Here is a 23,047-nt window from a genome sequence, read left to right as displayed (position 1 = left end):
GAGCTCGGCGTCGGCCGCCTCCTGCGCCCTCCTGGCGCTGTAGAACACCCTGGGCCTCCTCGAGCAGCCGTAGCCCCTCCTGTGCGAGCAGCCGTTGCAGCACCTCGGCCACGCGGAGAGCCTGGGGCAGGCCCCCGACAGGTCCGCGGGCGCGGGCTCGCCGTAGCGCGAGCGCGGCGCGGTGACGTAGCGGTGCGCCGCCACCTCCCTGGTCACGGTCGAGGGCGACCTGCCGAGCTCCGCGGCGATCTCGCGGGCGCTGCGGTTGCGGTCGAGCATCCTCTCGACCGTGTTCCTCTCGTGCCTCGTGAGCCTCCCGTACGACCTTCCGGACGGCTTGGGTCTGGACATGCCGGCCTCCCTCCATCGCGGGCCGGGGGATTCCGGCCCCTCTGGGGTTGCCTACCCGGATTCGCGCCTCAGGACTCAGCGCAACGCGTTGCGCTGAGTCCTGAGGCTGTTGCAATGAAAATGAGAATCAAGGGGCAGGAAACGCCGCTGAAATCTTTTCAAAAAAAGATTTCCCCGCACACACTTCGCTGTGCTATAGTGCAGCGCAACAGCAATGAGGTGCAACCGCGCCAAGGCATCACGAAAGGAGCCACCAAGATGATGAACACGATGAAGTCCCTCAACAACTGGTGGTGGCGTGATGCGAATACGATCGGTCGAAAGTGAGTCCCTCACGCCTGTTTTTGCGCTCTAGGTGATTGGAAGGCCTCCGGTTTCGACCGGGGGCCTTTTTCTATCTCGAGCCCGATCGCATTCGCATCACGCGCCTCCGTTTTTCTCTTACACTCCCTTTTTCGAAAGGACTTTCACCATGTCTCAGAACACCACCGCCCAGCCCCGCACCGTCCAGACCGCCGACCGCGGCAAACTCGATATCCGCGCCCTTGTCCTGCTCGCCATCCTGCTTGCCGCCGGCTTCATCCTCAACTTCACCGTCGGCAAGGCAATCTCGGGCATCTCGGGCGGCATGATCAGCCCCGAGTTCATCATCTCGGCCTTCTGCCTCACCATCCTGGTCGTTCGCCCCAACATCGGCCAGGCGCTCGTTATTGGCCTCATCTCGGCTGCCGTGATCCAGATCACCACCACTTCGCCGTTCGTCGATTTTGCCGCCGAGGGCATCGCCGCCATGCTCATGGCCGGCATCGTCAACGCCGCTGGCAAGAACGGTCAGGTCAAGCCCGCCATCGCCATTGTCGCAACCTTCCTGACCACCTTTGTCTCCGGCGTCATCTTCATGATCATCAAGATGGCCATGCTCGGCGTGGTCGGCGAGCTCGCCGCCGCCATGCTGCCCGTCGTCGCCATGACCGCCGTCTTTAACGCCATTCTGGTCGGCGCCCTCTACATGCCCATCCAGAAGGCCCTTAAGCTCAACTAACCTGCTCGGCTTTACGAGCCACCCCATCTTGGCGTTCATTCGTCGCTCGCGTACCCAAGTACGCTTCGTTCCTCTTTCGCGCCAACCTGGGGCACCTCGTAAAGCCGTCTCCGTACTTCACCACCAAAGACTGTCCCAAACAACGAGCTCATGGACGTTCTTATACGGTTCGTCATTCAAGAAACACCGATGACTATGAAAGGTATCCATGGAAACGATCATCAACGTCGACGATGTCTCGTTCTCCTATGGCACGCAGACCGAGCAGGCGCTCAGCCACATCTCGCTCAGCGTGAACAAGGGAGATTTCATCGGCATCATCGGGCCCTCGGGCGCCGGCAAGTCCACGCTTGCCGCCTGCCTGTCGGGCGCCGTGCCCCACCACTACACCGGCACGTTCTTTGGGTCCGTCATGGTCGACGGCCACGACACCTGCGAAGTCTCGCTCACCGACGTGTCGCAAATCGTCGGCAGTGTGCTACAGGATATCGACACGCAGATGGTCGCTTCGATCGTCGAGGACGAGATGCTCTTTGGCCTCGAGAACTTTGGCGTTCCCCACGACCAGATCGAGCAGCGCGTGAGCGAAACGCTCGAGACCGTCGGCATCAGCGACCTGCGCGACCGCGAGATCGCAACCCTCTCGGGCGGACAGAAGCAAAAGGTAGCCATCGCCGCCATCCTCGCCATGCGTCCGCGCGTCTTGGTTCTCGACGAGCCCACCGCGGCACTCGACCCCGCCAGCTCCACATTGGTCTTCGAGACGCTGCGTGAGGCAAACCGCGTACTTGGAATCACCATCGTCGTCGTTGAGCAAAAGGTCGCTCTGCTCTCGGAGTACTGCAACCGCGTGCTCGTGCTCAACCATGGCGAAATTGCGCTGCAGGGCGAGCCACACGAGGTCTTCGCGCATGCCGACGAGCTCCGTGCCATCGGCGTCGACTGCCCTCGCGTCACGCGTATCTTCAATAGCCTCGAGGCCGATGGCATGGTAAGCGGTACCCCCTGCTTGGATGTCGATGAGGCTGAGCTCCTGATTTCGGGCATCGTCGACCCCGCACACGCGGCCATCGAAGCCCAGGCGCCCACCGGTTCCCCACATGCACCGTCGTTGCGTCCTCATGCCAAGGACGCCGAACCCGTACTCACCTTCGACCATGTTGAGTTTGCCTATCCCAATGGCGGCGCCGCCGTACACGACCTTAGCCTGACGCTCTATCCTGGCGAGCTCGTGGGCATCGTCGGCCAGAACGGTGCCGGCAAGACCACGCTCACCAAGCTGCTCACGGGCCTGCTTAAGCCCGCCTCGGGCAGCGTGCGCGTTACGGGCCTGGATACTGCCGCGGTCCCCACGAGCCGTATCGCCCGCGAGGTCGCAACGCTCTTCCAAAACCCCGACCACCAGATCTGCAAGGATACCGTGCTCGACGAGGTCGCCTTTGGCTTGGAGCTGGGCGGCATGGACCGTGCCGAGGCTCTGCGTCGCGCCCAGCTGGTCATCGACCGCTTTGGTCTGCCCGCCGACGAGGCACCGTTCTCGCTTTCGCGTGGCCAGCGACAAATGGTGGCACTTGCCTCCGTCGTAGTGGTTGAGCCCAAGATCGTCGTGCTCGACGAGCCCACGAGCGGCTTGGACTACCGTGAGTGCATGACCGTGATGGAAACGGTACGCACCATGGCCGAGCGCGGTTGCGCCGTCATCATGGTCTGCCACGATATGGAAGTCGTCTCGGATTTTGCCGAGCGCATTGTGGTAATGGCCGACGGTCGCATCCTCGACCGCGGCCGCACGCACGAGCTGTTCTCGAACATCGAACTCATGCAGCATGCCTACGTTGAGCCGCCCCAGGTCATCGAACTCTCGCGCCGTCTGGCATCTTCCGTCTCGCCCGCTTTTGCGCAGGTGAGCGAGGTCACCGATGTCGTTCGAATTACCAAGGAGATGGTCCACCGTGGTTAACGTCATCGACTACATGCCGGGCGATACGCTGCTGCATCGCCTGAACCCCGTCGTCAAACTGGGCCTCGCCGCCGCCATCATCGTCGGCATCTTCTTGTCCGACACCTACGTGGCGCTGCTGGGCTTTTTGGCACTCACCCTTGCGCTGGGTGCCTATGCCGGCGTCGTCGACCGTCTGTTCTCGCTGCTCAAGTTGCTGATTCCGCTCGCGCTTATCATGCTGGTGCTCCAGCTGGCCTTTATGCGCGATGGCAACGTGGTGTGGGGCTTTATCACCGACACGGGTCTCATCACAGGATCGAAGGCCTGTCTGCGCCTGCTGGGTGTGGCGTTACCACTCATCCTCATGCTCATGGTGACCAAGCTCAACGACCTTGCCAACGCCTGCGTCGAGGTGCTGCACGTGCCGTATCGCTATGCTTTCACTTTTACCACGGCGCTGCGCTTCGTGCCGGTGTTTGGTCAAGAGATGAACGCCATCATGGAGGCGCAGACCGCACGCGGCGTCGAGTACGACACCAAGAACCCCATCAAGAAGCTTAAGCTCATGCTGCCACTGTGCGTGCCGCTGCTCATCTCGAGCGTGGGCAAGACCGATGCCACAGCCTTGGCGGCAGAACAGCGCGGCTTCTATCTGCGTACGCGCGCCAGCTCGTACAAGCGCTACCCCATCAAGGGCCTAGACATCGCCGTGCTCATCGTCAGCATCGCCCTCATCGCCATCGGCTTCCTGTTCTAGTTCACCACTGACAGCAACCGCCCAACGCAAAAGGCCTCGGCTCGCACCAAACGAGCCGAGGCCTTACTGTTTCACCAGATAAAACCTACCAAAATTAACCTGTCCCTTTTTGACAGGTCGGAAGCTAGAGGCGGTAGGGGGCGCCGCTACGGATGATGGATTCGCGCACTAGGACATCCATGGCGTCGAGGGTGATCTCGGGCATCTCTCGGTACTTCTGCAGCACCGAGAGCTCGGTGCAGGCCAGAATGACGCGGTCGCAGCCGCTACGGGCGAACTCCCACATCACGCGGTCGAACTTATCCATATCGGGCTCACGTCCGGCCTTCACATCATCGTAGATAAGCGACATCACATCGTTCTGACGTTTCTCGCTGGGATAGACGACCTCAACACCCGCAGCCTTACATTCGCGGCCGTAGACGCCCGCGCCCACGGTGCCATCGGTGCCCATGATGCCGATCTTATGCACCGGCTCGGCCGGCACACTCAGGTTGGGGTCGAACTCGCACTCTCCCATCACCGCACCCGCAAGGGCATAACGAACCGACTCACGCGGCATGTGGATAATCGGCACCTTCGTAAACGACTGGATCTGGTCGTAGAAGTAGTGCGACGTGTTGCAGGGAATGGCAATGTGCGCACAGCCCAGCGACTCGAGTGCCCGGGCACACTCTTTCATGGTCGCCAGCAGCTTGGCATGCTCGCCGGTCTTAATGGCCAGCGTGCGGTCGGGCATGGTCGACTTGGAGAGCACCACCATGTCGATATGTTCCTGATCGCAGGCAGCAGCCGTATGACGCACCACCTGGTCGTAGTAATACGACGTGGCCTCGGCGCCCATGCCGCCGATAACTCCCAGCTTTTCCATCGCCGCCTCCTTGGTGACGCTTGCGCAATTGCGCGTATCATACCCGCGCCCGCCCGATGTAAACCGGACGGGCGCCGCACTCATCTACTTGTAATACGTCTTGAACAGCTTAAAGTGGCGCAGCTTGGTGTGCCACATGCGCAGCCAGCGGTTAAAGACAAAGTCGCCCTTCATAAACGAAGGGTCGGCGCCCTTGCCTTCCTTGTCCAGGCGATGCACCTTAGCGCGCAGCTCGGGATCCTTGACGTACTTGTCGACGACGCCCATGGGGACGACCATCCACAGCGCCTCGTCCTGTGCCGTCACAAACTCCGGCTCAAACGGGCGGTTGAACACATACTCGTCCACCACATACTTGGCAACGTTAAAGCCGCTGTTGGTGACGTAGTAGTTGCTGCGACCCTGGCGCGTGTTGAAATCGAAGAACTTAAACGAGCCGTCGCGCTCGTCGTACTTAACGTCAAAGTTGGAATAGCCCACAAAGTGAAGGTCCTCGAGCAGCTTGCGCACGCCGCCCATGAGCTCGTCGTTGGGCTCGGTGATGATACAGGCATGGTTGCCGACACCGTGGGGCTGATGCTCCTCGAGCAGCACATGGCCCAGGCACATCATGCGCACCTTGCCGTTGCGGTCGGAATAGCTGGTGAGCACGCGCATGTACTCGTCGTTGCCGGGCACGCGGTCCTGCAAGATCAGATCGTCGGTGTAGCCGCTGGCATACGAATCGCGAATGACCTGTTCCAGCTCGGCGCGGTCGGCAATCTCGTAGGCCTTCTTCTGGCCCTCGAACTCGTGCTGCCACCACATGATGCCGTCAGAAGGCTTCAAAATCATCGGGTAAGGAAAATCGATCTGGTCGAGCACTTCGGCAGGCGCCTCGCCCTGGGCATTAAGCATCGCCTTGGTAAAGGTAAACGTGTGCGGATAGGGCACGCCATGCTTCTCGCACAGCTCGTAGAAGATCTCCTTCTTCTGGCACTGCTCGAGCATGCTATAGGGCGCGTAGGGAGCGACGATGTTATCCGCCAGCTCATGAGCATCCTTGGCTTGGGCCACGAGAGCGACATAGTTGTCGCCACAGCCCACAAGGACAATAGTCTTGTCGGCATGCGCTTGGGCAATGCCGTTGACGGTTTTGAGCATCACGGGCATGGTGTCGATATCCACGTTGGGCGTGTAGTCGATAATCTGGCTGCGGTACGCGGGACCCGTCTGATACTTGCCAAAAACCAGACTCTTGACCTGGTACTCCTCGTAGAAGGCGCGCGCCACCGAATAGGCGTTGATGTCGCCACCGAGCAGCACGGGAATGAACTCGCGCTCTGTAAACTGCAATGCCATGGAAACTTCCTATCATGAACTGCCCACGCAACGGGCGGTCTTTGCGCAACTGATTTATTCTAGCGTGCCAAGCCGCCGGCGCCCAAAGCTCCACCGTATCTATGGCAATCGACGTAATCGTCCAGCACGAAGGCCAGCACGAAGACGGCGCTCACCGTTGTATGACAACGGGCAATGAACCTACCATTGTTGTAGGATTCAGTGTATTGACATCCTCGAGCGAAAGGCGCGCGCGTGCCCCAAGACCATCCGACCGATAATTCCATCCTCGATGCCGCGAAGCGCGAGCTGGCGGAACGTGCAAAAGCGACCGCTCCCCTGTGCACGGCAAACGACGCCTACAACGGACCCGCCCACATCGTCTCGATCAACACGTCGGCACACAAGGGCACGCGCAAGTCGCCCGTCGCCGATGGACGCGACACCGTTATAGAGCAATTTGGTCTCGCCACCGATGCGCACGCCGGACATTGGCACCGCCAGGTCTCTTTTTTAGCCGCGGAGTCCATCCAGACGGCGCAGGCACGCGGGCTCGACGTTCACGAGGGTGACTTTGGAGAAAACTTCACAACCCGGGGCATCAACCTGTTCTCGCTCCCCTTGGGCACACAGCTCAAGCTTGGAAGCGACGTGCTCGTCGAAATCAGCCAAATCGGCAAGGTCTGCCACACCCGTTGCGCCATCTACTATCTCGCTGGCGACTGCATCTTTCCCCACGAGGGCATTTTTGGCGTGGTACTAAAGGGCGGAGAGGTCCATACCGGCGACGATATCCGGGTAGTCAAACTCGGCGACGGCACCTGTTCGTTCACCCCCGCCGAGGCCCTCGAAGAGATTGAGCAGGCTCGCCAGAAGGGCACGCTGTAGTTATAAAACCCCACGTTGAGATAGCTTTTACAGCCCAAAACTCCTCTCAAACAGGGCTCTGTAACGTTAAAGTTGAACTCTATGGTTTCTCAACAATTCATCATAACTGCAGGTCAAAGCCAAAGCCTCAAGTTCAACTTGACCCTTTGGAACCTTTAAGGTTCAAGTTGAGGTCGAAAGCAGTAGTAGAATACCGTTCGAACCATAACCTACGATTGATTGCAGAGGGACTGGATGCAGCATTCGAATCATCGCACCGCAGCGCTCATTGCGTCGAAGCCGGCTCGTATCATCACGAGCGCCGCGCTCGCCGTTGCGCTGACGGCCACGCCGATGCTCTCCCCCGTTGCGGCGTATGCCGCCTCGCAGGCAACGCAGGACCAGCTTTCCGCAGCCCAGCAGAAGATCGAAGCCGCCACGAGCGCCTACAACGACGCCCGCACCAAACTCGATGACCTGCAAAAGCAGATTGACTCCAATGAGGCAAGCATCGAGGAAATCGAGGCCAAGCTTCCCGAGCAGCAGGCCAAGGCAAGCTCCGCCATGCGCGATCTGTACAAGTATCAGAAGGGCACCAATCCCATCGTGAGCTTCCTGGTCAACGCACAGAGCCTGGGTGAGTTCATCACGACCTGCAAATACACCAACCAAATCACGAGCTCGAGCGTCGACGAGATCGAAGAGCTCAATAACATGCAAACCGAACTCGAGCAGAACAAGGCTGAGCTCCAGCAGGCCAGGTCTCAGCTTGAGACAGAGCAGAAAAACGCCGAGGATGCGCTGGCGCAGGCCCAGCAGCTCCGCAGCGAGGCACAGGCAAAAGCCGAGCAGGAAAATGCCGCCGAGCTTGCCAAGCTTGAGGCCGATAAGGCCGCTGCCGCCGAGAAGCTCTCGGGCGAGGGCGTAAGCGGCAGCAATTCCAGCAGCCAGGCCACCAACACCAACACCACCATCGACACCACGGTAAACAACGCCAATACCGGTAGCTCCGATTACGATTCGTTCATTAATGAGTGGACGAGCCGCATCGACAATTATCTCGCCGGCTCCCCCATGGCAGGCCAGGGCTATAACTTTGCCGTCGCCGCTTGGAATACCGGTGTCGACCCCCGTTGGTCCCCCGCCATCGCCTGCATCGAGAGCACCAAGGGTGCTTATTGCGCCAATTCCTACAACGCCTGGGGCTGGAGTGCACGTGGCGGCGGTTGGCGCAGCTTTGGCAGCTGGAGCGAGGGCATCTCCGCCCACGTTGCCTATCTGGGCGCCAACTACGGCTCCACCCTTACCCCGGCTGCGGCCAAAAAGTACTGCCCGCCCACGTGGCAGGACTGGTACAACAAAGTCGCCGCTCAGATGAACCGCATCTAAGTGCAACTGCAAAGGGCCCCAATGGGGCCCTTTTCTTTTAGGTAGCGGAGGTATCGACGACGCCGGTCGCATTGGCAACCGCAACTATGACGATCATGCATAGGAGCAGCACACCCAATGCCTTGAGCCAGAGTTTCGCGAGCTTCTTGCCGCGATAGCTGTCGAGCAATGCGAATCGCCGACGAAGACGGCGCTTGTCGAGCAGCGCAAAATGCATAAGCACCATAAGGCCATCGACAAAGAAAAAATACTCGATTATGAGAAGCCACGTCGGGTAGCTTTGGGTTGCTCCGGTGGGATGAAAGACGGCAAAGTGACTCCCGGCAAAGAACACGAGCAGCGAGAAGCAGACGAGCGTATTCCAAATGCGCCCCAAAGACTCCGGAACGCGAGAGAGCAGACCGCATGCAGCGGAGGCGGCAGGCCTACGAAGCCCTGCGGGGTTCTGGAGCCCTTGGGGCGTCAACACCGTCTCCGAGGCCGGAGTACGGACAGCCACAGGCGCAAGAGGCCGCACGGGCCGACTCAGATCGTATGCCGCGCGCGTCGCCCGTCCCAATGCTTCCGCACTCGCAAAACGCTTGGCCGGGTCGAGCGCCATCGACATGCAGACGGCATCGGCAAGTGGAGCGGGAATGCCACGCGCCTCGCATTGCTCGCGCAGGTCGAGCCCTGGTTTAGGGTCGACTCCCGTCAAGCAGAAGAACAACAGGGCGCCAAGTGCGTAGACGTCGCTTCGCACGCTCGTCTGCCCAAACCCATACTGCTCGGGCGGCGCATAGGGCCGTGTCCCAAACTTGACGGTGTCGGCATCGGCGCCGTCGCGCCATACGCGAGCGATCCCCAAGTCGATAATCACCAGCGATGAAAATGTCAGGCCGTCATCAGGCGTATAGTTGGCACCTGTCACGATGATATTCGACGGCTTGAGGTCACGATGGATCACCGGCGCCGACGTCTCCCCCGCCATTGCAAAACCGGCGTGGAGCTCGCCCACGGCATCGCATAGGGCAGGATACAATTCACGCGCATAATCGGGGGTGGCTCCCAGACGGTCCACCAGCGCCCCGAGCGTCTCCCCTTCGATGTATTCCATAACCACGTTGAGCTCGTCGCCCACACGACGGCAATCGACGATTCTGGGCAGGTGCTCAAAACGCCTGCCTGCCCGCTGAGCGGCAAACAGGCGCTCGTATGCCCCGCCGATTTGAGCCGAAGCATCGATACGTTTACGGACAAAGGGGCCGAGCGAACCACCGCCGGTTCCTTCAAAGTACACGAGCTCGGTTGTTTCAACGGACGAGCGCTTAAGTACACGCTCCACGCGATAGCTGTCGTCGCGATCGAGCGACGCCAGGTGCTCGGCAAGCGCTGCGGTCAGCTCGTCATTGGAATATGTTGGGGTCTGAGCATCCATAGCCTCCATCATAGCGCAGGGCGCAGACACCCCATGGCATCCGCGCCCCGTTCGTTTGCGTCGTTGTTCGGCAGCTCCGCCAGCTCAGATATCAGCCGCTAACTCACCGTCTCCTCGCCAAAGCGATACAACTCCTCGTTGACCTTTTGGAGGCTGCACCCGCGATCGATGCAAAAGATGATAATCGCATCGCGGCGGTCCATGCAGTTAAGGACGCTTACCCCGGCAGCCGTCAGCGCACGATTGGTCTCTTTGAGCGTCAGCGCCATCGCAAAGGCAATCTGCAGCACCTTATTGCGACTCGGATGACGCGCACCGGTAAAGATCTGATAGCCAAAGGTCTCATTGAGATCAGCCATACGGACCACGCGCGAGCGCTCCAAGCCCTTTTCCTGTAGTAGCTGCTTCAGGTAGTCCAAAAGCGACGGGGCGGCAAAGTCGTGCTCCCTGATATAGCCATCGATGTTCGGCGCATCGAGAAGCTCATTGAGCAACTCCTCGGTCAGCTTTTTATCGGACATACGACTTCACCTCCCCCAGTGCATGCAACATGCTAGAAACCGCTTACGTCCGAACGCTCCCAGCTAGCAACCTGGTCGGGAGACACCGTACCCAGCGCCTCGAACTTCCAGGAGCCGCCCGCCTTCAGATGATTGGTGTTTGCAAGAGCCGTTCCAACCTGGTTGCCATCGGCATCATACAGAACATATTCAATCTGAATGTAGCTCTTTTCCTTGTCCGTGTTATTGGTCAGGGTGCCCGTGATCTTATAGGTAAACTGATTGGAAGTGTCTTCAGCCTCGTCAGCAATGGTATACGGTTCTTGCGGTTCTTTTTGCTCCTCAGCCTGCTGTGTCGTCTCGGCAGGTTTTGCCGAATCGCTCGCAGACGAATCGGTTGAGTTGCCGCCCATAGAGCCCACGGCACCGACAATAACCAGCACCACGATGATGCCTAGGACAATCTTACCGATTGGCTTCTTTCCCTCTTTTGCCATTATTCATCCTTCCTACGATCCGGCTACCGTGCCGGCACACAGCACATCGTAGGAAGGATTAAACTTGAATTCATTAGCTGAGAGCTAAGGCTGCGGTAAACGGCCAATGCGGTTATCCAAACGCCGAGCAAACGCACTTTGCGCAACCGTCTGCTGGCAGTGCATCAACCCACCGTGACGGATTCCCCGGTAAAGGTGCTCACAAGCAACAGGATAAAGAAGGCCAAATAGCTGATGCTCAGCAGGTAGGCGATGACCAAAAAGGCAATCCATCCTACATTGGTCTTACCGTCGGCGCGGCGCTGCTCACGACTGCGATAAAGCCAAATCGTCACGCCGATAGCAGTGATAAACAGTACGAGTGCCGCCGTAGCCAGCCCAGCAAGCACAAACATCACGCCAATGCCCACAGCGATGACCGGAAGCAGCAGCAAACCGCACCCGCATCCACCCGGACTATATACGGCAGACTGTCGGCGTCGCCTCATCGCCGCGCCACCCCCATCATCTTTGAGCACTACAGTGCGATAGCCTGCTGAACAGGAACGATCTTGTCGAGTTCCGGTTCGATCCGCCTTTTCTCGGCCTCAAGGTCAAACGCCACCTGAGCGCGCAGCCAATAACCATCCGTCAGGCCAAAATAACGGCAAAGACGGAGGTCGGTGTCGGCCGTCACGCGACGTTTTCCCAAGACAACCTGCCCGATACGCTGAGCCGGAATCCCAGTCTCTTTCGCAAGGCGATATTGAGAAATGCCCATGGGAACAAGAAACTCCTCTTTGAGAAGCTCACCAGGAGTCACCGGCGACAGCAAATCGGCCGAAGTCTCATCACTTGTGATAATCGACGATTTCGACATTCCAAGCCATCTCCTGTCTCCACTCAAAACAGACCCGATAGCGCTCGTTAACACTGATACTATATTGACCGGCACGATCGCCCTTCAAAGCTTCCAGGCGGTTGCCCGGTGGAACGCGAAGATCATCAAGCGAAGCACAAACCTGCAGTTGGCGAATCTTCCTCAACGCAACACGCTCAAAGGGCACGAACCTCCTGACCCGCACACCCATGGCAAAGCGTTCGGTATCCTCATCTTTATACGATGCAATCATAGTATCGCCTTACGTTAGTAACGTCAAACGTTTCTATAGACTTACATCTCTATTATATCGTACGTTTGTTCGTGTTTTCTAGAACAAATAGTCCTTTGCGCCTTAGTCAAGCAAAAGCAATCGTTTGTAGACATCGAGGCCTTTGAGAAGGATTTCCTCGTCGAAGAGCATGCTATCGGTATGCAGAGCGCTTGTGGCATAGGCGGGACAGCCATCCGAATCACTCGGGTTGTCTTGGTCCTCTGGCATACCCGTGCCCAGCAGGAAAAACACGCCCGGCAGATGGCGTTGATAGAACGCGAAATCCTCGGCGATCAGCAGCGGTTCCTCCACAAGCTGCAGCCCGGGCAAGGCAGACGCGACGCTGGCAAACAACTCGGGGTCGTTGTCGACCGGCGGATAGCCCTCGGCAAAGTCGAGATCATACGTGCAGCCCGTTGCGGCACAGGCATCGTCCAGCACGCGGCGCACGCCTTCGCGCGCCCGGTCGAACATGTCGTCCGTAAACACACGCAGGCTTCCGGCCACATGGGCCTCCCCCGCCACCGCGTTGCAAACCGTACCGGCCTGCAGCAGACCAAACTTACCGATACAGGGCTCGTCGGTGCCCAGCTCGTCCATCAGTTCGCGCTCGGCAACCAAGAACTTGGCAGCCGCCAGCGCCGCATCGTGCGACTCCTCGACCGGAACGCCATAGGTCTTAGCGATATGGATGCTCGTCCCGTGAATATGAATGTGTGTCTCACTCGAACGCGCCAGCAGCGGACCGGAACAACTCGCCAACGTGCCGGCAGGCAGATCGGGCCACACATGGAAGCCAAAAATGCGGTCAGCCCCATAGCGCTCGAACACACCGCTCTCGCATACCGTCTTGGCACCACCGGTCGTTTCCTCGGCCGGCTGGAACACAAAGAGAACGTTGCGCCTAATGGCGCCCGGCTGCTCGCGAATCGTACGGTCGACATACGTCGCGGCGGCAAGTGCCATGGCCATGTGTCCGTCATGTCCGCAAGCGTGCATCTTGCCGGGATGGATCGAGGCAAAGGCCGCTCCCGTCGCCTCCGCGATGCGCAGCGCATCCATATCGGCGCGAATCGCCGTGGCACGCGCGGCACCAACGCCAGCGTCGAAGAAAGCGCAGACGCAGCTGGGACACGGATGGGTCGCCTCGCAAGCGAGCGGCGCCAACACGCCCTCGATATAGGCAATAGTCTGCGGAAGATCGAAATCGAGCTCCGGAATGCGATGGAGATCGCGGCGATAGCGACGGAGTTCTTGGAGCTCGGTCATAGAGAATCCCTTCGTGAGGCACATCTGTTGCAACTTATTGTGATACAGGATTGTGGCACACATGTTTCCAGCATATCCCTGCATTTTTAAACGTTATATACGAATACTCTTGTTTGGTAAAGTGCAACGTGGTAGGGTCGTTACCACTTGATAGAGGCGCGGGCACGAAGAACCGCGGGCGAGCCGGCAGGCTTTGACCCCGTGGGGAGGCGAAACCCGCCGAACTGGGTTTTTTGGGCACGAACAGCCTGGTGGGCCTGCGGGAAACACCCGCAGGACTGTCTGCAGCAATGCGGGAGCGCTATCCGGACATGGGGTCCACGCTATGCGGATTCGATGCGCCGATGGCGCCGTCTGGATAGCGAGGTTTACGGGACATGGCATTGACCCCCAACGAAGCATATGCGGCCAAACAGCCGTTTGTGGACAAGGAAACGCTCGAGCATATCGTCGAGCAGTTCCCCACGCCGTTTCACCTATACGACGAGGCGGGCATCCGCCGCAACATGCAAGAGGTGCGCGACGCCTTTGCGTGGAACCCGGGCTTTAAGGAATACTTTGCCGTCAAGGCCAATCCCAACCCGGCGCTCATCTCCATTCTCAACGAATACGGCTGCGGCTGCGATTGCTCGAGTTATACCGAGCTCATGATTGCCCGTTCACTGGGCATCACCGGCCACGACATCATGTTCTCGTCCAACGACACGCCGGCGGCGGATTTTGCCCTTGCAGATAAACTGGGCGCCATCGTCAACTTTGACGACATAAGCCATATCGAGTTCTTTGAGCGCGTCGCGGGCCCCATTCCCAAGACGGTAAGCTGCCGTTTTAACCCGGGCGGCCTGTTCCAGCTCTCTAACGGCATTATGGACAACCCCGGCGACTCCAAGTACGGCATGACCACCGAGCAGCTCTTTGAGGCTTTCCACATGCTCAAGGCCAAGGGCGCCGAGGACTTTGGCATCCACGCCTTCCTTGCCAGTAACACCGTCACTAACGACTACTATCCCAAGCTCGCACGCATCCTCTTTGAGCTTGCCGTACGCCTGGAGCGTGAAACGGGCGCACACGTCGCCTTCATCAATCTGTCCGGCGGTGTGGGTATCCCCTATCTGCCCGAGCAGCAGGCTAACGACATCCATGCCATCGGTGAGGGCGTACACGCAGCCTACGACGAGATTCTGGTCCCCGCCGGCATGGGCGATGTGGCGATCTGCACCGAGATGGGCCGCTTTATGATGGGGCCCTACGGATGCCTGGTCACCAAGGCCATCCACGAAAAGCAGATCTACAAGGACTATATCGGTGTCGACGCAAGCGCCGTCGATCTGATCCGCCCTGCCATGTATGGCGCCTACCACCACATTACGGTAATGGGTCAGCCGGGCGGCCCCGACAAGACCACGGCACCCGTCACGAACACCTACGACATCACGGGCAATCTGTGCGAGAACAACGACAAGTTCGCCATCGATCGCAAGCTGCCGCATATCGACATGGGCGACCTGCTTGTGATCCACGATACCGGCGCGCATGGCTACTCCATGGGCTACAACTACAACGGCCGTCTGCGCTCCGCCGAGGTATTGCTGCGCCCCGACGGCTCGGCAGATCTCATCCGCCGTGCCGAGCGCCCGGGCGATTACTTTGCCACGCTCGACGTGCTGCCGAGCGGCCGAGAGCTGCTGGCCAAGTCGCGCGCCGAAAGTGCCCGCCGTCGCGCCCAAGACGAGCGCCTGGCCATCGCCGCTCAGTGGAACAAACGCATCCAGATCGCGGAATCGAAGGAGAAGAACATGGATATCCGCAATCTCGAGGGCTCAATCGTCGCCCTTGTTACGCCATTTAAAAAGGACGGCAGTGTCGACTTTGACGCACTCGAGCGCCTTATCGATTTCCACCTGCAAAACGGCACCGACGCCATCCTCACCCTGGGCACCACCGGCGAGAGCGCCACGATGACCGATGACGAGGACAACTCCGTTGTCGCCGCCGTGGTCAAGCAGGTTGCAGGACGCGTCCCCGTCATCGCCGGCTCGGGCTCCAACTCCACGCAAACCATGCTCACCAAGTCGCTCACCTACCAGGGTTTGGGCGCCGATGGCCTGCTGCTCATTACCCCCTACTACAACAAGTCCAATGAAGAGGGTATCTATCAGCACTTTAAGACCGTCGCCGACGCCGTGGACATCCCCTGCATCCTGTACAACATCCCCGGCCGCTGCGGCTGCGGCATCAGCGAGCGCAACGTAGAGCGCTTGGCCGCGCACCCCAACATCATGGGTATTAAGGAAGCCTCGGGCAACGTCGCCTACGCGGCCAAGATCGCGCACCTGCTGTCCGACGACTTCCGCATGTACTCAGGCGAGGACGCGCTCACCGTGCCGCTCATGAGCCTGGGCGCCTCGGGCACCATCAGCGTGTGGGCCGACGTTCAGCCGCAGCTCGTACATGATATGTGCCGCGCCTATCTGGATGGTGACGTGGCACGTGCCCGCGATATCCAAATTGCCGGCCAGCCGCTCATCAATGCACTCTTTAGTGAGGTCAACCCCATCCCCGTTAAGGAAGCGCTCGCCCAGATGGGTATGATCGAAGCCAACTACCGCATGCCGCTGTGCCCCATGGCCAACGACACGCGCGCCGCACTTACCGACGCTCTGAAGGGAGCTGGTCTGCTTGATTAAGACCGTCATTATGGGAACGGGCCGCATGGGCTCGCTCATCCGCACCACCGCCGAAGGCGTTGTCGACGCCGGCGGGCAGCCCGTTTTTGATATCGTCGCCCAGATCGGTTTTGATCTGTCCGAGCTCGAGAGCGCCCCGGCGGCCGACGTTATCATCGACTTCTCGAACGTCGTGACCTTCGAAGCCGTCGTCGCCTATGTCGAGCGCACGGGCGCGGCGTTGGTCTCGGGCACCACAGGCTACACCCCCGAGCAGATGGACCGCCTGCGTGAGCTGGGCCAGAACACCCGCGTTATGCACTCGGGCAATTACTCCATCGGCATCGCAGCCCTGCGTCATCTAGTGGCCCAGGCCACGCGTGAGCTGCCCGGCTTTGACTGCGAGATTGTCGAGACTCACCACAACCAAAAGGTCGACGCCCCCAGCGGCACCGCCAAGCTGCTGCTCGACGCCGTAGTCGAGGCCGAGCCCGAAGCAGGCTACCACCCCGTCTACGGTCGCGAGGGCATGTGCGGCGCGCGCGACTCCAAGGAGATCGGTATGCACTCGCTGCGCGGCGGCACCGTCGCCGGCGTGCACGAGGTGGGTTTCTTTGGCCAGGACGAGGAGGTCACGCTCACGCACCGCGCCACGAGCCGTCAGATCTTTGTCAACGGCGCCCTGGCAGCCGCGCAGAAGCTCGTCGCCCGCGAACCCGGCTTCTATACGTTCGACCAGGTCATGTTTGCCTAACCAGGTATCAACCGAATCCGCCCAAAGGAGAGATAGCAAATGAGCAACGCAGCCGAGATGGATGCACAGGAGATTATCAACTACATCGCCACCGCGCCCAAAAAGACGCCCGTCAAGCTGTACGTGCGCGAGAAGCCCGGCATGAAGGTTGCCTGGGGCGACGCACATGTCTACGGCGGTCGTCGCGGCAAGACCGTCTTTGGCGACTGGGATGAGCTTAAGGCCATCCTGGACGCCAACGCCGATTCCATCGATTACTACGACGTGGAGAACGATTGCCGCAACTCCGCCGTGCCCATGCTCGACCTTAAGGGCATCAACGCCCGCATCGAGCCGGGCGCGATCATCCGCGACCGCGTCGAGATTGGCGACCGTGCCGTCATCATGATGGGCGCCATCATCAACATCGGCTCCGTTATCGGCGAGGGTTCCATGATCGATATGGGCGCCATGCTAGGCGGCCGCGCCACCGTGGGCAAGAACTGCCACATCGGCGCTGGAACCGTGTTGGCAGGCGTCGTTGAGCCCGCAAGCGCCACGCCCGTCATCATCGAAGACGACGTCATGATCGGCGCCAACGCCGTGGTCCTGGAGGGCGTACGCGTGGGCAAGGGCGCTGTTGTTGCCGCCGGCGCCGTGTGCGTCGAGGATGTCCCCGCCGGTGCCGTCGTGGCCGGTGTCCCCGCCCGCGTCATCAAGATGCGCGACGAGAAGACCGACAGCAAGACCGGCTTGGAAGAGGGCCTGCGCCAGCTTTAATAGTTACGGCGTTTTACCAAACGCCGTAACGACCCGACGCTGCAAACGCCCCTAGGCGGCAATCTGACGTTCAATCGTCGGGCATGACCAGAAGGTCAATGCCCTCCTCTTTCGCGTCACCTTGCTCGCCTAGGGGCGTTTTCGCTGACGTGTGCTCAACCTGCGGGGTAATGTCAGCAACCAAGCCGAAAACAAAAAAAGGCCGAAGTCCCAAAGGGCTTCGGCCTTTGTTTTTCTGCAACGTCCAAGCGCAGCTTATCGATTCTCAATACTTCCGATGTTCTTGAGCTCGATAGAGATGAGGCCGTTGGGTTCGTTGACGAACTCGATGTACTCGGAGTTCGAACCCATCTCGGCCGGGAAGCTGATTTCGATACCCGTGTCGGTACGGATCTTATGATTGCGCACCGCCGCGCGTTCGACCTGCTTGCGCTCCACGGGCACACGCTCGGGCACCTTCTCTTCGGTCAGCGCCGCACGCACGCTCTCCTTGATGACCGGCTCGTCCTCAAAGACCTCGTCGACGATATCCCAAGGCGGCAGCTCCTCGTCATCCTCGACCTTCTCGGCAACAGCAGCCTTAACCTTGGCGAGCGCTACGGCCGTATTGGCACCGTGCTCCTCGGCGACTTCCTCGACCACACGCGTCACGGTGTCGATGACCTCCTTACCCGATACGCCCGTGTCGCACTGCAGCAGGCCATCGGGGATAAGCATACGGTCCTCGCCGGCAATCTTGCGCTTCTTGTCCACGTAGCCGATCTCCATGGTACTCGCGCGCACGATGGCATAGCTCGGCACCTTTTGTGAGGGGTTCGGCAGAATGGCATAGTGGCGCGCAATGTCGTTGCGCACCTCCCCCTCCTCGCGGCCCACTTCGTGCATAAAAGCCTGCTTGGAGCCCAGCAGCATCACGGCAAACCAGCGGGCATCCTCATCGTCGTCAAAATCGGCAACCAGCACGTCGGTGGACTCGGCTTTCTCAGCCTTGGTGAGTTCGGAAGAGATAAACTCCGCAATCTGCTGCGACAGGTCCACGAACTCGCGCTCACCAAAGAAATAGCCCTTGAGCTCACCGCCAAACGCAGAGTTCTCGGCAAACGTGGCGCGCTTGTTATCGGCCGAAGTGCGCGCGCGACGCAGATGTGTGGTCACGAAGTTGCGGACGGTACGGCTCTCGATATCGAGCTCGCGCTGGCTCATGACGTTGACGGCAGAGTCAAAGTCCAGGATATGCAGAATCGCGTGATTGATTTTCATATACGGCATTCCGTTCTAGATTGATTTCGGCACGAATCAGTATAGCGGTCGAGCCCGCCCCAGGCGCTTCGAAGATTGGTGCATCGGGGACAGGTTGCTTGCACCAATGGTTAGCGCAGGAGCTCGGACTGCCAAGCCTCGAGCTGTTCTGCCAAACTCTTGCCGGCAGCGGGCACGTCGATCTGGGGTCGTTTGGGCAACAGTGCGCATTTAAGGATTGCCACGATGGTCTGCGAGACAAAGCGTCGCGTATCCTTGTCAAAGCCTTGCGCAGCCTGGAGCATCACGGGCAGGCTCTCGCGCAGATTCCCAGCGATATCCGCAAACCGCTCAGCACCCGTAGCCTCAAACACGGAGAACAACGCATCTACAAAACGCTCGCGTTCGCTAGGCGACACTGCAAGCAGCATCTCGCGAATGGAACCATCAACGTATCGAGCACCGGCGGACAGGCGCTCACAGTACACGAAGTCGCGACCATCAACCACCCAGCTAAAGGGATTGTGCTGCAGCAGGCTGAACTCGGTGCTCTCAACGATGGCATAGTCCTCCTGCGTCTCGAACATCATGCCGAAGATCGACGACCGAGGTAGCGTCTTGTCGATTCGACCGGAAAGATCGGCAAAGGCGTTGCCGTTCAGAAACTCCTCGACGAACCCTGGACCATCATGGGAATACGCCCGTTCGATTCGCTCACGGGCGACATCGGAGCACATCGCCGCACCGTACACCGCAAGGTTTCCACCCTTGGAATGACCTCCGCACAAAAGCGGCCCGTCGATCGCATCCGCCGCCTCGTCCACATAACGCGCCGCGGATTCCTGGGCCGGCACAGGACACCGGAACGCCATGTTAAAGTCCTCTTTCCAGCCCACAATCGTGCTGTCGGTCCCCCGGAAGGAAAGATAGCTAAACCCCGCCGGAAACCGGAACGTCATGGCTGCAAACTGCTCCGTCGCCACCACATCGCTCACGGCACGATAGCCGCAAACGTGCACGCCACGGTAGCGAGGACTTGCTGCCACGGCCTCCAACAAGGCCCTGCTCCCCTCCGGGTCCCACAAGTCGTCAATCATGTCCCGGTAGCACTCGGCACGCAGCAGCTCGCGTACGTCTAGGCCCTGCCAGTTCGTCAGCTCCGCCATATCACCCGGCAAACGCAAATAGGACAACCACGCAAAGACCAGGCTGTCCACCGCGCAGAACGGCCGCTCCTCAAACGGATCAAACGCCGTCTGGGCATAGGTCAAAAAATTAGGCGAATCCGACATGGCCCTCCCATCAACTATGGTGTATTGGGATGGTGCATTGGGGTCAGGTTACTTTGCACCAAAAGGCGCCCGGGCCGTGTGGACCCGGACGCCTTCATTGTAGCTTTTCGCTCTAGCGAGCTTGGTTTAGCAGGAGAAATCGACGCTGTCGATGATGTCCTTGAGGGCCTTGGCGGAGACGGTGAGCTCATGCTGCTCGTCATCGTTCAGCGGCACGGGGACGCGGCAGACAACGCCGTCGCGGCCAACGACAGTCGGCATGGAGATGGCAAGATCGGACAGGCCATACTCGCCCACCATGAGCGAGGAGACAGGCAGAACGGTCTGCTCATCGCGCATAACGGCGGTGCAGATGCGCTTGACGGCCATGGCGACGCCATAGTAGGTGGCGTGCTTCTTCTCGATGATGGTGTAGGCGGAGTTCTTGACGTCCTCAGCGATGCGCTTCTCGGCAGCTTCATGCTCCAGGTGGCCGTGAAGCTCACAGAAGGTGTTCAGCGGAACGCCGGCAACCTGAGCGCTGGACCAAGCGACAAACTCGGAGTCACCGTGCTCGCCCATGACATAGGCCTGGACATCGCGCGGGTCAACCTCGACGTGGGCACCAAGCATCTGCTGCAGACGGCCAGTGTCGAGCACGGTGCCGGAGCCGATGACATGGCCCTCGGGCAGGCCGGACATCTTGATGGCGGCATAGGTCAGAACATCGACCGGGTTGGAGACGATGAGCAGAATGCCTTCGAAGCCGGACTTCTTAATCTCGGGGATAATGGACTTAAAGATGTTAACGTTCTTGTTGACCAGGTCCAGGCGAGTCTCACCGGGCTTTTGGGCAGCGCCAGCGGTGACGACGATCATGGCGGCGTCGGCGACATCGGAATAATCGCCGGCGTAGATCTTCATCGGCTCGGCAAATGTCATGCCGTGCGCGATATCCAGGGCCTCACCCTCGGCACGATTCTTGTCCACGTCGATGAGGACCATCTCGGAGAACAGACCACTCTGCATCAGCGCGAACGCCGAAGACGAACCGACGAAACCGCAGCCGACAATAGCGACCTTCTTCTCGTTAACCATTAGAAACTCCCATCTCTCTCCACAAACAAGCCGCCCGGGAACGACCCGAGCGGCTTGCCGTAATCCCAATACATCCAATCGGGACTTTGATTATGCTCCTATTCGCAGCCAAAAATCGACCGTTTACCGAAATTGTTTGCAGAATTCGTAAAATAACTGCACGAAATCGGTTTCGATCTATTGACGGGTCGAAATAGGTTTCTAATACAGGCCAGCCTCGCGAATGGCCTCGACAGCCAAAGCGATCTGATCGGGCGGCAGGACCAGTGCCATACGCACGTGCCCCTCGCCCGAAGGGCCAAAGCTCGCGCCCGGCGTCACCACAACGCCGGCCTTCTCCATAAGCTCCTCGCAAAACGCCATGGAATCGGTGCGACCACCGGGAAGCTTGGCCCACACAAACATAGAGCCATGCGCGTTGGGACGCTCCCAGCCCAGGCACTCAAGACCGTCGCACAGGGCATCGCGGCGTTCCTGGTACTTCAGACGCTGCGCCTCGACCTCATCGCGCGGACCGTTCAGGCAGGCGATGGCAGCCTTCTGAATCGGGAAGAACATACCAAAGTCGATCTGGCCGCGCAGCTTGGCAAAGGCCGAGACCACATCCTCGCGACCGACCAAAAAGCCGATGCGTGCGCCGGTGACGTTAAACGACTTAGAGAGCGAGAAGAACTCCACGCCCACCTCGAGCGCGCCAGGGTACTGCAAGAAGCTGCCACCCGGCTCGCCGTCGAACACGATATCGGAGTAGGCATTGTCATGCACGATCAACAGATCATGCTCGCGGGCAAAGGCGATAATCTCCTCGTAGACCTCGGGCGTGCCCACCGAGCCGACCGGGTTGGCGGGCAGCGACACGATCATATACTTGGCGCGATCGGCCACCTCGGGATCGATGCCCGCCACATAGGGCAGGTAATTGTGCTCGGCAACCAACGGATAGTACTCGAGCTTGGCATCGGCGATCTTGGCACCCGCCTCAAAGACCGGGTAACACGGATCGGGAACCAGAATGGTGTCACCCGGATCGAGCAGGGCCAGGCCCAAATGGCCCACGCCCTCCTGCGTGCCGTTGCACGACTGCACCATAGACGGCGTAATGCCCGAAACGCCAAAGCGGCGCTCATAGTAATCGCACACGGCTTGCTTGAGTTCGGGCAGGTCGCGCAGGGCATACTTCCACATCTCAGGATCTTGGGCTGCCTGCGTGAGCGCCTCGACCACATGGTCGTACGGCTTAAAATCGGGCGTGCCCACGCTCATGTTGTAAATGGTCTTGCCCTGAGCCTTCAGCGCGAGAAGCTTGTTGTTGAGCGAGGCGAAGACCTCCGCGCCAAAGCGGTCGAGACGCTGCGATGCCTGCATGGTGCCACCTTTCGATATGAAAAACGCGGCGCTCCGACAAGAGCGCCGCGCGATACGGGCCATCAGATTGCAAAAGTGTAACGCTTGCAACCCCCGTATTGGTTCAATTTAGCCAACCTTAGTCAACTGGATTGAGCGCCCTTGATTCTCATTTTCATTGCAACAGCCTCAGGACTCAGCGCAACGCGTTGCGCTGAGTCCTGAGGCGCGAATCCGGGTAGGCAACCCCAGAGGGGCCGGAATCCCCCGGCCCGCGATGGAGGGAGGCCGGCATGTCCAGACCCAAGCCGTCCGGAAGGTCGTACGGGAGGCTCACGAGGCACGAGAGGAACACGGTCGAGAGGATGCTCGACCGCAACCGCAGCGCCCGCGAGATCGCCGCGGAGCTCGGCAGGTCGCCCTCGACCGTGACCAGGGAGGTGGCGGCGCACCGCTACGTCACCGCGCCGCGCTCGCGCTACGGCGAGCCCGCGCCCGCGGACCTGTCGGGGGCCTGCCCCAGGCTCTCCGCGTGGCCGAGGTGCTGCAACGGCTGCTCGC

23 protein-coding genes and 1 riboswitch are annotated in these 23,047 nt (G+C 59.8%); of the genes, 9 read left to right on the top strand and 14 right to left on the bottom strand.

Annotated elements, in window-relative coordinates; translation table 11 throughout:
- Positions 1-351: helix-turn-helix domain-containing protein (locus HMPREF9463_RS06465; protein ID WP_035137912.1), on the bottom strand; the 351-nt coding region annotated here is incomplete at its 3' end.
- A gap of 472 nt (positions 352-823) precedes the next feature.
- On the opposite strand from HMPREF9463_RS06465, the gene HMPREF9463_RS06455 reads away from it, so the two are divergent.
- From HMPREF9463_RS06455 to HMPREF9463_RS06445, 3 genes are all read left to right on the top strand, one after another.
- A complete protein-coding gene (locus HMPREF9463_RS06455; protein ID WP_035137910.1) occupies positions 824-1,393 on the top strand; it encodes a hypothetical protein in 570 nt (189 codons plus the stop codon).
- A 208-nt stretch (positions 1,394-1,601) separates the two neighbouring features.
- On the top strand, positions 1,602-3,353 hold the full coding sequence (locus HMPREF9463_RS06450) for an ABC transporter ATP-binding protein (protein WP_035137909.1): 1,752 nt from the start codon (positions 1,602-1,604) through the stop codon (positions 3,351-3,353).
- Complete coding sequence (locus HMPREF9463_RS06445; protein WP_022094111.1) at positions 3,346-4,092, top strand: energy-coupling factor transporter transmembrane component T family protein; 747 nt, start codon at positions 3,346-3,348, stop codon at positions 4,090-4,092. The genes HMPREF9463_RS06450 and HMPREF9463_RS06445 overlap by 8 nt, the downstream gene beginning before the upstream one ends.
- A 124-nt stretch (positions 4,093-4,216) precedes the next feature.
- On the opposite strand, the gene HMPREF9463_RS06440 is transcribed toward HMPREF9463_RS06445, so the two are convergent.
- A complete protein-coding gene (locus tag HMPREF9463_RS06440) occupies positions 4,217-4,963 on the bottom strand; it encodes an aspartate/glutamate racemase family protein (protein ID WP_035137908.1) in 747 nt (248 codons plus the stop codon).
- Between the two features lie 84 nt (positions 4,964-5,047).
- Positions 5,048-6,304 (bottom strand): carboxylate--amine ligase, encoded by a 1,257-nt coding sequence (locus tag HMPREF9463_RS06435; RefSeq protein WP_035137907.1) that lies wholly within the window; start codon positions 6,302-6,304, stop codon positions 5,048-5,050.
- 234 nt (positions 6,305-6,538) lie between these two features.
- Here HMPREF9463_RS06435 and HMPREF9463_RS06430 point away from each other — a divergent pair, with 234 nt between their 5' ends.
- Both HMPREF9463_RS06430 and HMPREF9463_RS06425 read left to right on the top strand, forming a co-directional pair.
- A complete protein-coding gene (locus tag HMPREF9463_RS06430; protein WP_198019943.1) occupies positions 6,539-7,171 on the top strand; it encodes an MOSC domain-containing protein in 633 nt (210 codons plus the stop codon).
- 234 nt (positions 7,172-7,405) lie between these two features.
- The gene (locus HMPREF9463_RS06425) at positions 7,406-8,539 is read left to right on the top strand and encodes a coiled-coil domain-containing protein (RefSeq protein WP_035137906.1); all 1,134 of its coding nucleotides are present in this window, start codon (positions 7,406-7,408) and stop codon (positions 8,537-8,539) included.
- Between the two features lie 37 nt (positions 8,540-8,576).
- Here the strand turns inward: HMPREF9463_RS06425 and HMPREF9463_RS06420 are convergent, their stop codons facing one another.
- From HMPREF9463_RS06420 to HMPREF9463_RS06390, 7 genes are all read right to left on the bottom strand, one after another.
- Positions 8,577-9,956, bottom strand: coding sequence for a serine/threonine protein kinase (locus HMPREF9463_RS06420; protein WP_035137905.1), 1,380 nt, complete (start codon positions 9,954-9,956; stop codon positions 8,577-8,579).
- 98 nt (positions 9,957-10,054) lie between these two features.
- Entirely contained in the window at positions 10,055-10,477 is a 423-nt protein-coding gene (locus HMPREF9463_RS06415) for a hypothetical protein (protein ID WP_035137904.1), read from the bottom strand.
- A 32-nt stretch (positions 10,478-10,509) separates the two neighbouring features.
- On the bottom strand, positions 10,510-10,953 hold the full coding sequence (locus HMPREF9463_RS06410; protein WP_035137903.1) for an FxLYD domain-containing protein: 444 nt from the start codon (positions 10,951-10,953) through the stop codon (positions 10,510-10,512).
- Positions 10,954-11,117: 164 nt separating this feature from the next.
- On the bottom strand, positions 11,118-11,387 hold the full coding sequence (locus tag HMPREF9463_RS06405; protein ID WP_035137902.1) for a hypothetical protein: 270 nt from the start codon (positions 11,385-11,387) through the stop codon (positions 11,118-11,120).
- 83 nt (positions 11,388-11,470) lie between these two features.
- Positions 11,471-11,812 carry a HigA family addiction module antitoxin gene (locus HMPREF9463_RS06400; protein ID WP_052044125.1) on the bottom strand — a complete coding sequence of 114 codons (342 nt, stop codon included), beginning with the start codon at positions 11,810-11,812 and terminating at the stop codon, positions 11,471-11,473.
- A complete protein-coding gene (locus tag HMPREF9463_RS06395) occupies positions 11,784-12,065 on the bottom strand; it encodes a type II toxin-antitoxin system RelE/ParE family toxin (protein WP_035137900.1) in 282 nt (93 codons plus the stop codon). Before HMPREF9463_RS06395 ends, HMPREF9463_RS06400 begins: the two co-directional genes overlap by 29 nt.
- Before the next feature lie 102 nt (positions 12,066-12,167).
- Positions 12,168-13,355: an N-acetyldiaminopimelate deacetylase gene (locus HMPREF9463_RS06390; protein ID WP_035137897.1), complete on the bottom strand. Its 1,188-nt coding sequence runs from the start codon at positions 13,353-13,355 to the stop codon at positions 12,168-12,170.
- 143 nt (positions 13,356-13,498) lie between these two features.
- Positions 13,499-13,667, top strand: a riboswitch (Lysine riboswitch).
- Positions 13,668-13,732: 65 nt separating this feature from the next.
- Here HMPREF9463_RS06390 and dapA point away from each other — a divergent pair.
- Genes dapA through dapD form a run of 3 tightly spaced genes read left to right on the top strand, consistent with a single transcriptional unit; the run spans position 13,733 to position 17,534 of the window.
- The gene (gene dapA, locus HMPREF9463_RS11385) at positions 13,733-16,042 is read left to right on the top strand and encodes a 4-hydroxy-tetrahydrodipicolinate synthase (RefSeq protein ID WP_084591815.1); all 2,310 of its coding nucleotides are present in this window, start codon (positions 13,733-13,735) and stop codon (positions 16,040-16,042) included.
- The gene (gene dapB / locus HMPREF9463_RS06380) at positions 16,035-16,775 is read left to right on the top strand and encodes a 4-hydroxy-tetrahydrodipicolinate reductase (RefSeq protein WP_198019941.1); all 741 of its coding nucleotides are present in this window, start codon (positions 16,035-16,037) and stop codon (positions 16,773-16,775) included. Before dapA ends, dapB begins: the two co-directional genes overlap by 8 nt.
- 39 nt (positions 16,776-16,814) lie before the next feature.
- Positions 16,815-17,534, top strand: coding sequence for a 2,3,4,5-tetrahydropyridine-2,6-dicarboxylate N-acetyltransferase (dapD, locus tag HMPREF9463_RS06375; RefSeq protein ID WP_084591814.1), 720 nt, complete (start codon positions 16,815-16,817; stop codon positions 17,532-17,534).
- Between the two features lie 255 nt (positions 17,535-17,789).
- Here dapD and HMPREF9463_RS06370 read toward each other — a convergent pair whose 3' ends face one another.
- The 4 genes from HMPREF9463_RS06370 to HMPREF9463_RS06355 all read right to left on the bottom strand — a co-directional run bounded on the left by HMPREF9463_RS06370 (position 17,790) and on the right by HMPREF9463_RS06355 (position 22,507).
- On the bottom strand, positions 17,790-18,794 hold the full coding sequence (locus HMPREF9463_RS06370; protein ID WP_022094136.1) for a nucleoid-associated protein: 1,005 nt from the start codon (positions 18,792-18,794) through the stop codon (positions 17,790-17,792).
- Between the two features lie 110 nt (positions 18,795-18,904).
- Positions 18,905-20,065, bottom strand: a complete 1,161-nt coding sequence (locus HMPREF9463_RS06365) for a DUF2974 domain-containing protein (protein ID WP_035137896.1) — start codon at positions 20,063-20,065, stop codon at positions 18,905-18,907.
- A gap of 126 nt (positions 20,066-20,191) precedes the next feature.
- Positions 20,192-21,142: an L-lactate dehydrogenase gene (locus tag HMPREF9463_RS06360; RefSeq protein ID WP_035137893.1), complete on the bottom strand. Its 951-nt coding sequence runs from the start codon at positions 21,140-21,142 to the stop codon at positions 20,192-20,194.
- A 201-nt stretch (positions 21,143-21,343) separates the two neighbouring features.
- The gene (locus tag HMPREF9463_RS06355; protein ID WP_035137892.1) at positions 21,344-22,507 is read right to left on the bottom strand and encodes a pyridoxal phosphate-dependent aminotransferase; all 1,164 of its coding nucleotides are present in this window, start codon (positions 22,505-22,507) and stop codon (positions 21,344-21,346) included.
- Between the two features lie 272 nt (positions 22,508-22,779).
- On the opposite strand from HMPREF9463_RS06355, the gene HMPREF9463_RS06350 reads away from it, so the two are divergent.
- A partial coding sequence (locus HMPREF9463_RS06350) for a helix-turn-helix domain-containing protein (RefSeq protein ID WP_148334195.1) occupies positions 22,780-23,047 on the top strand: 268 nt, incomplete at its 3' end.

Origin of the sequence: Collinsella sp. 4_8_47FAA (genome assembly GCF_000763055.1) — a bacterium.
GTDB lineage: Bacteria > Actinomycetota > Coriobacteriia > Coriobacteriales > Coriobacteriaceae > Collinsella.
The sequence above is the reverse complement of the archived record's forward strand: the minus strand, read 5'-3'. Positions and strand labels throughout refer to the sequence as shown.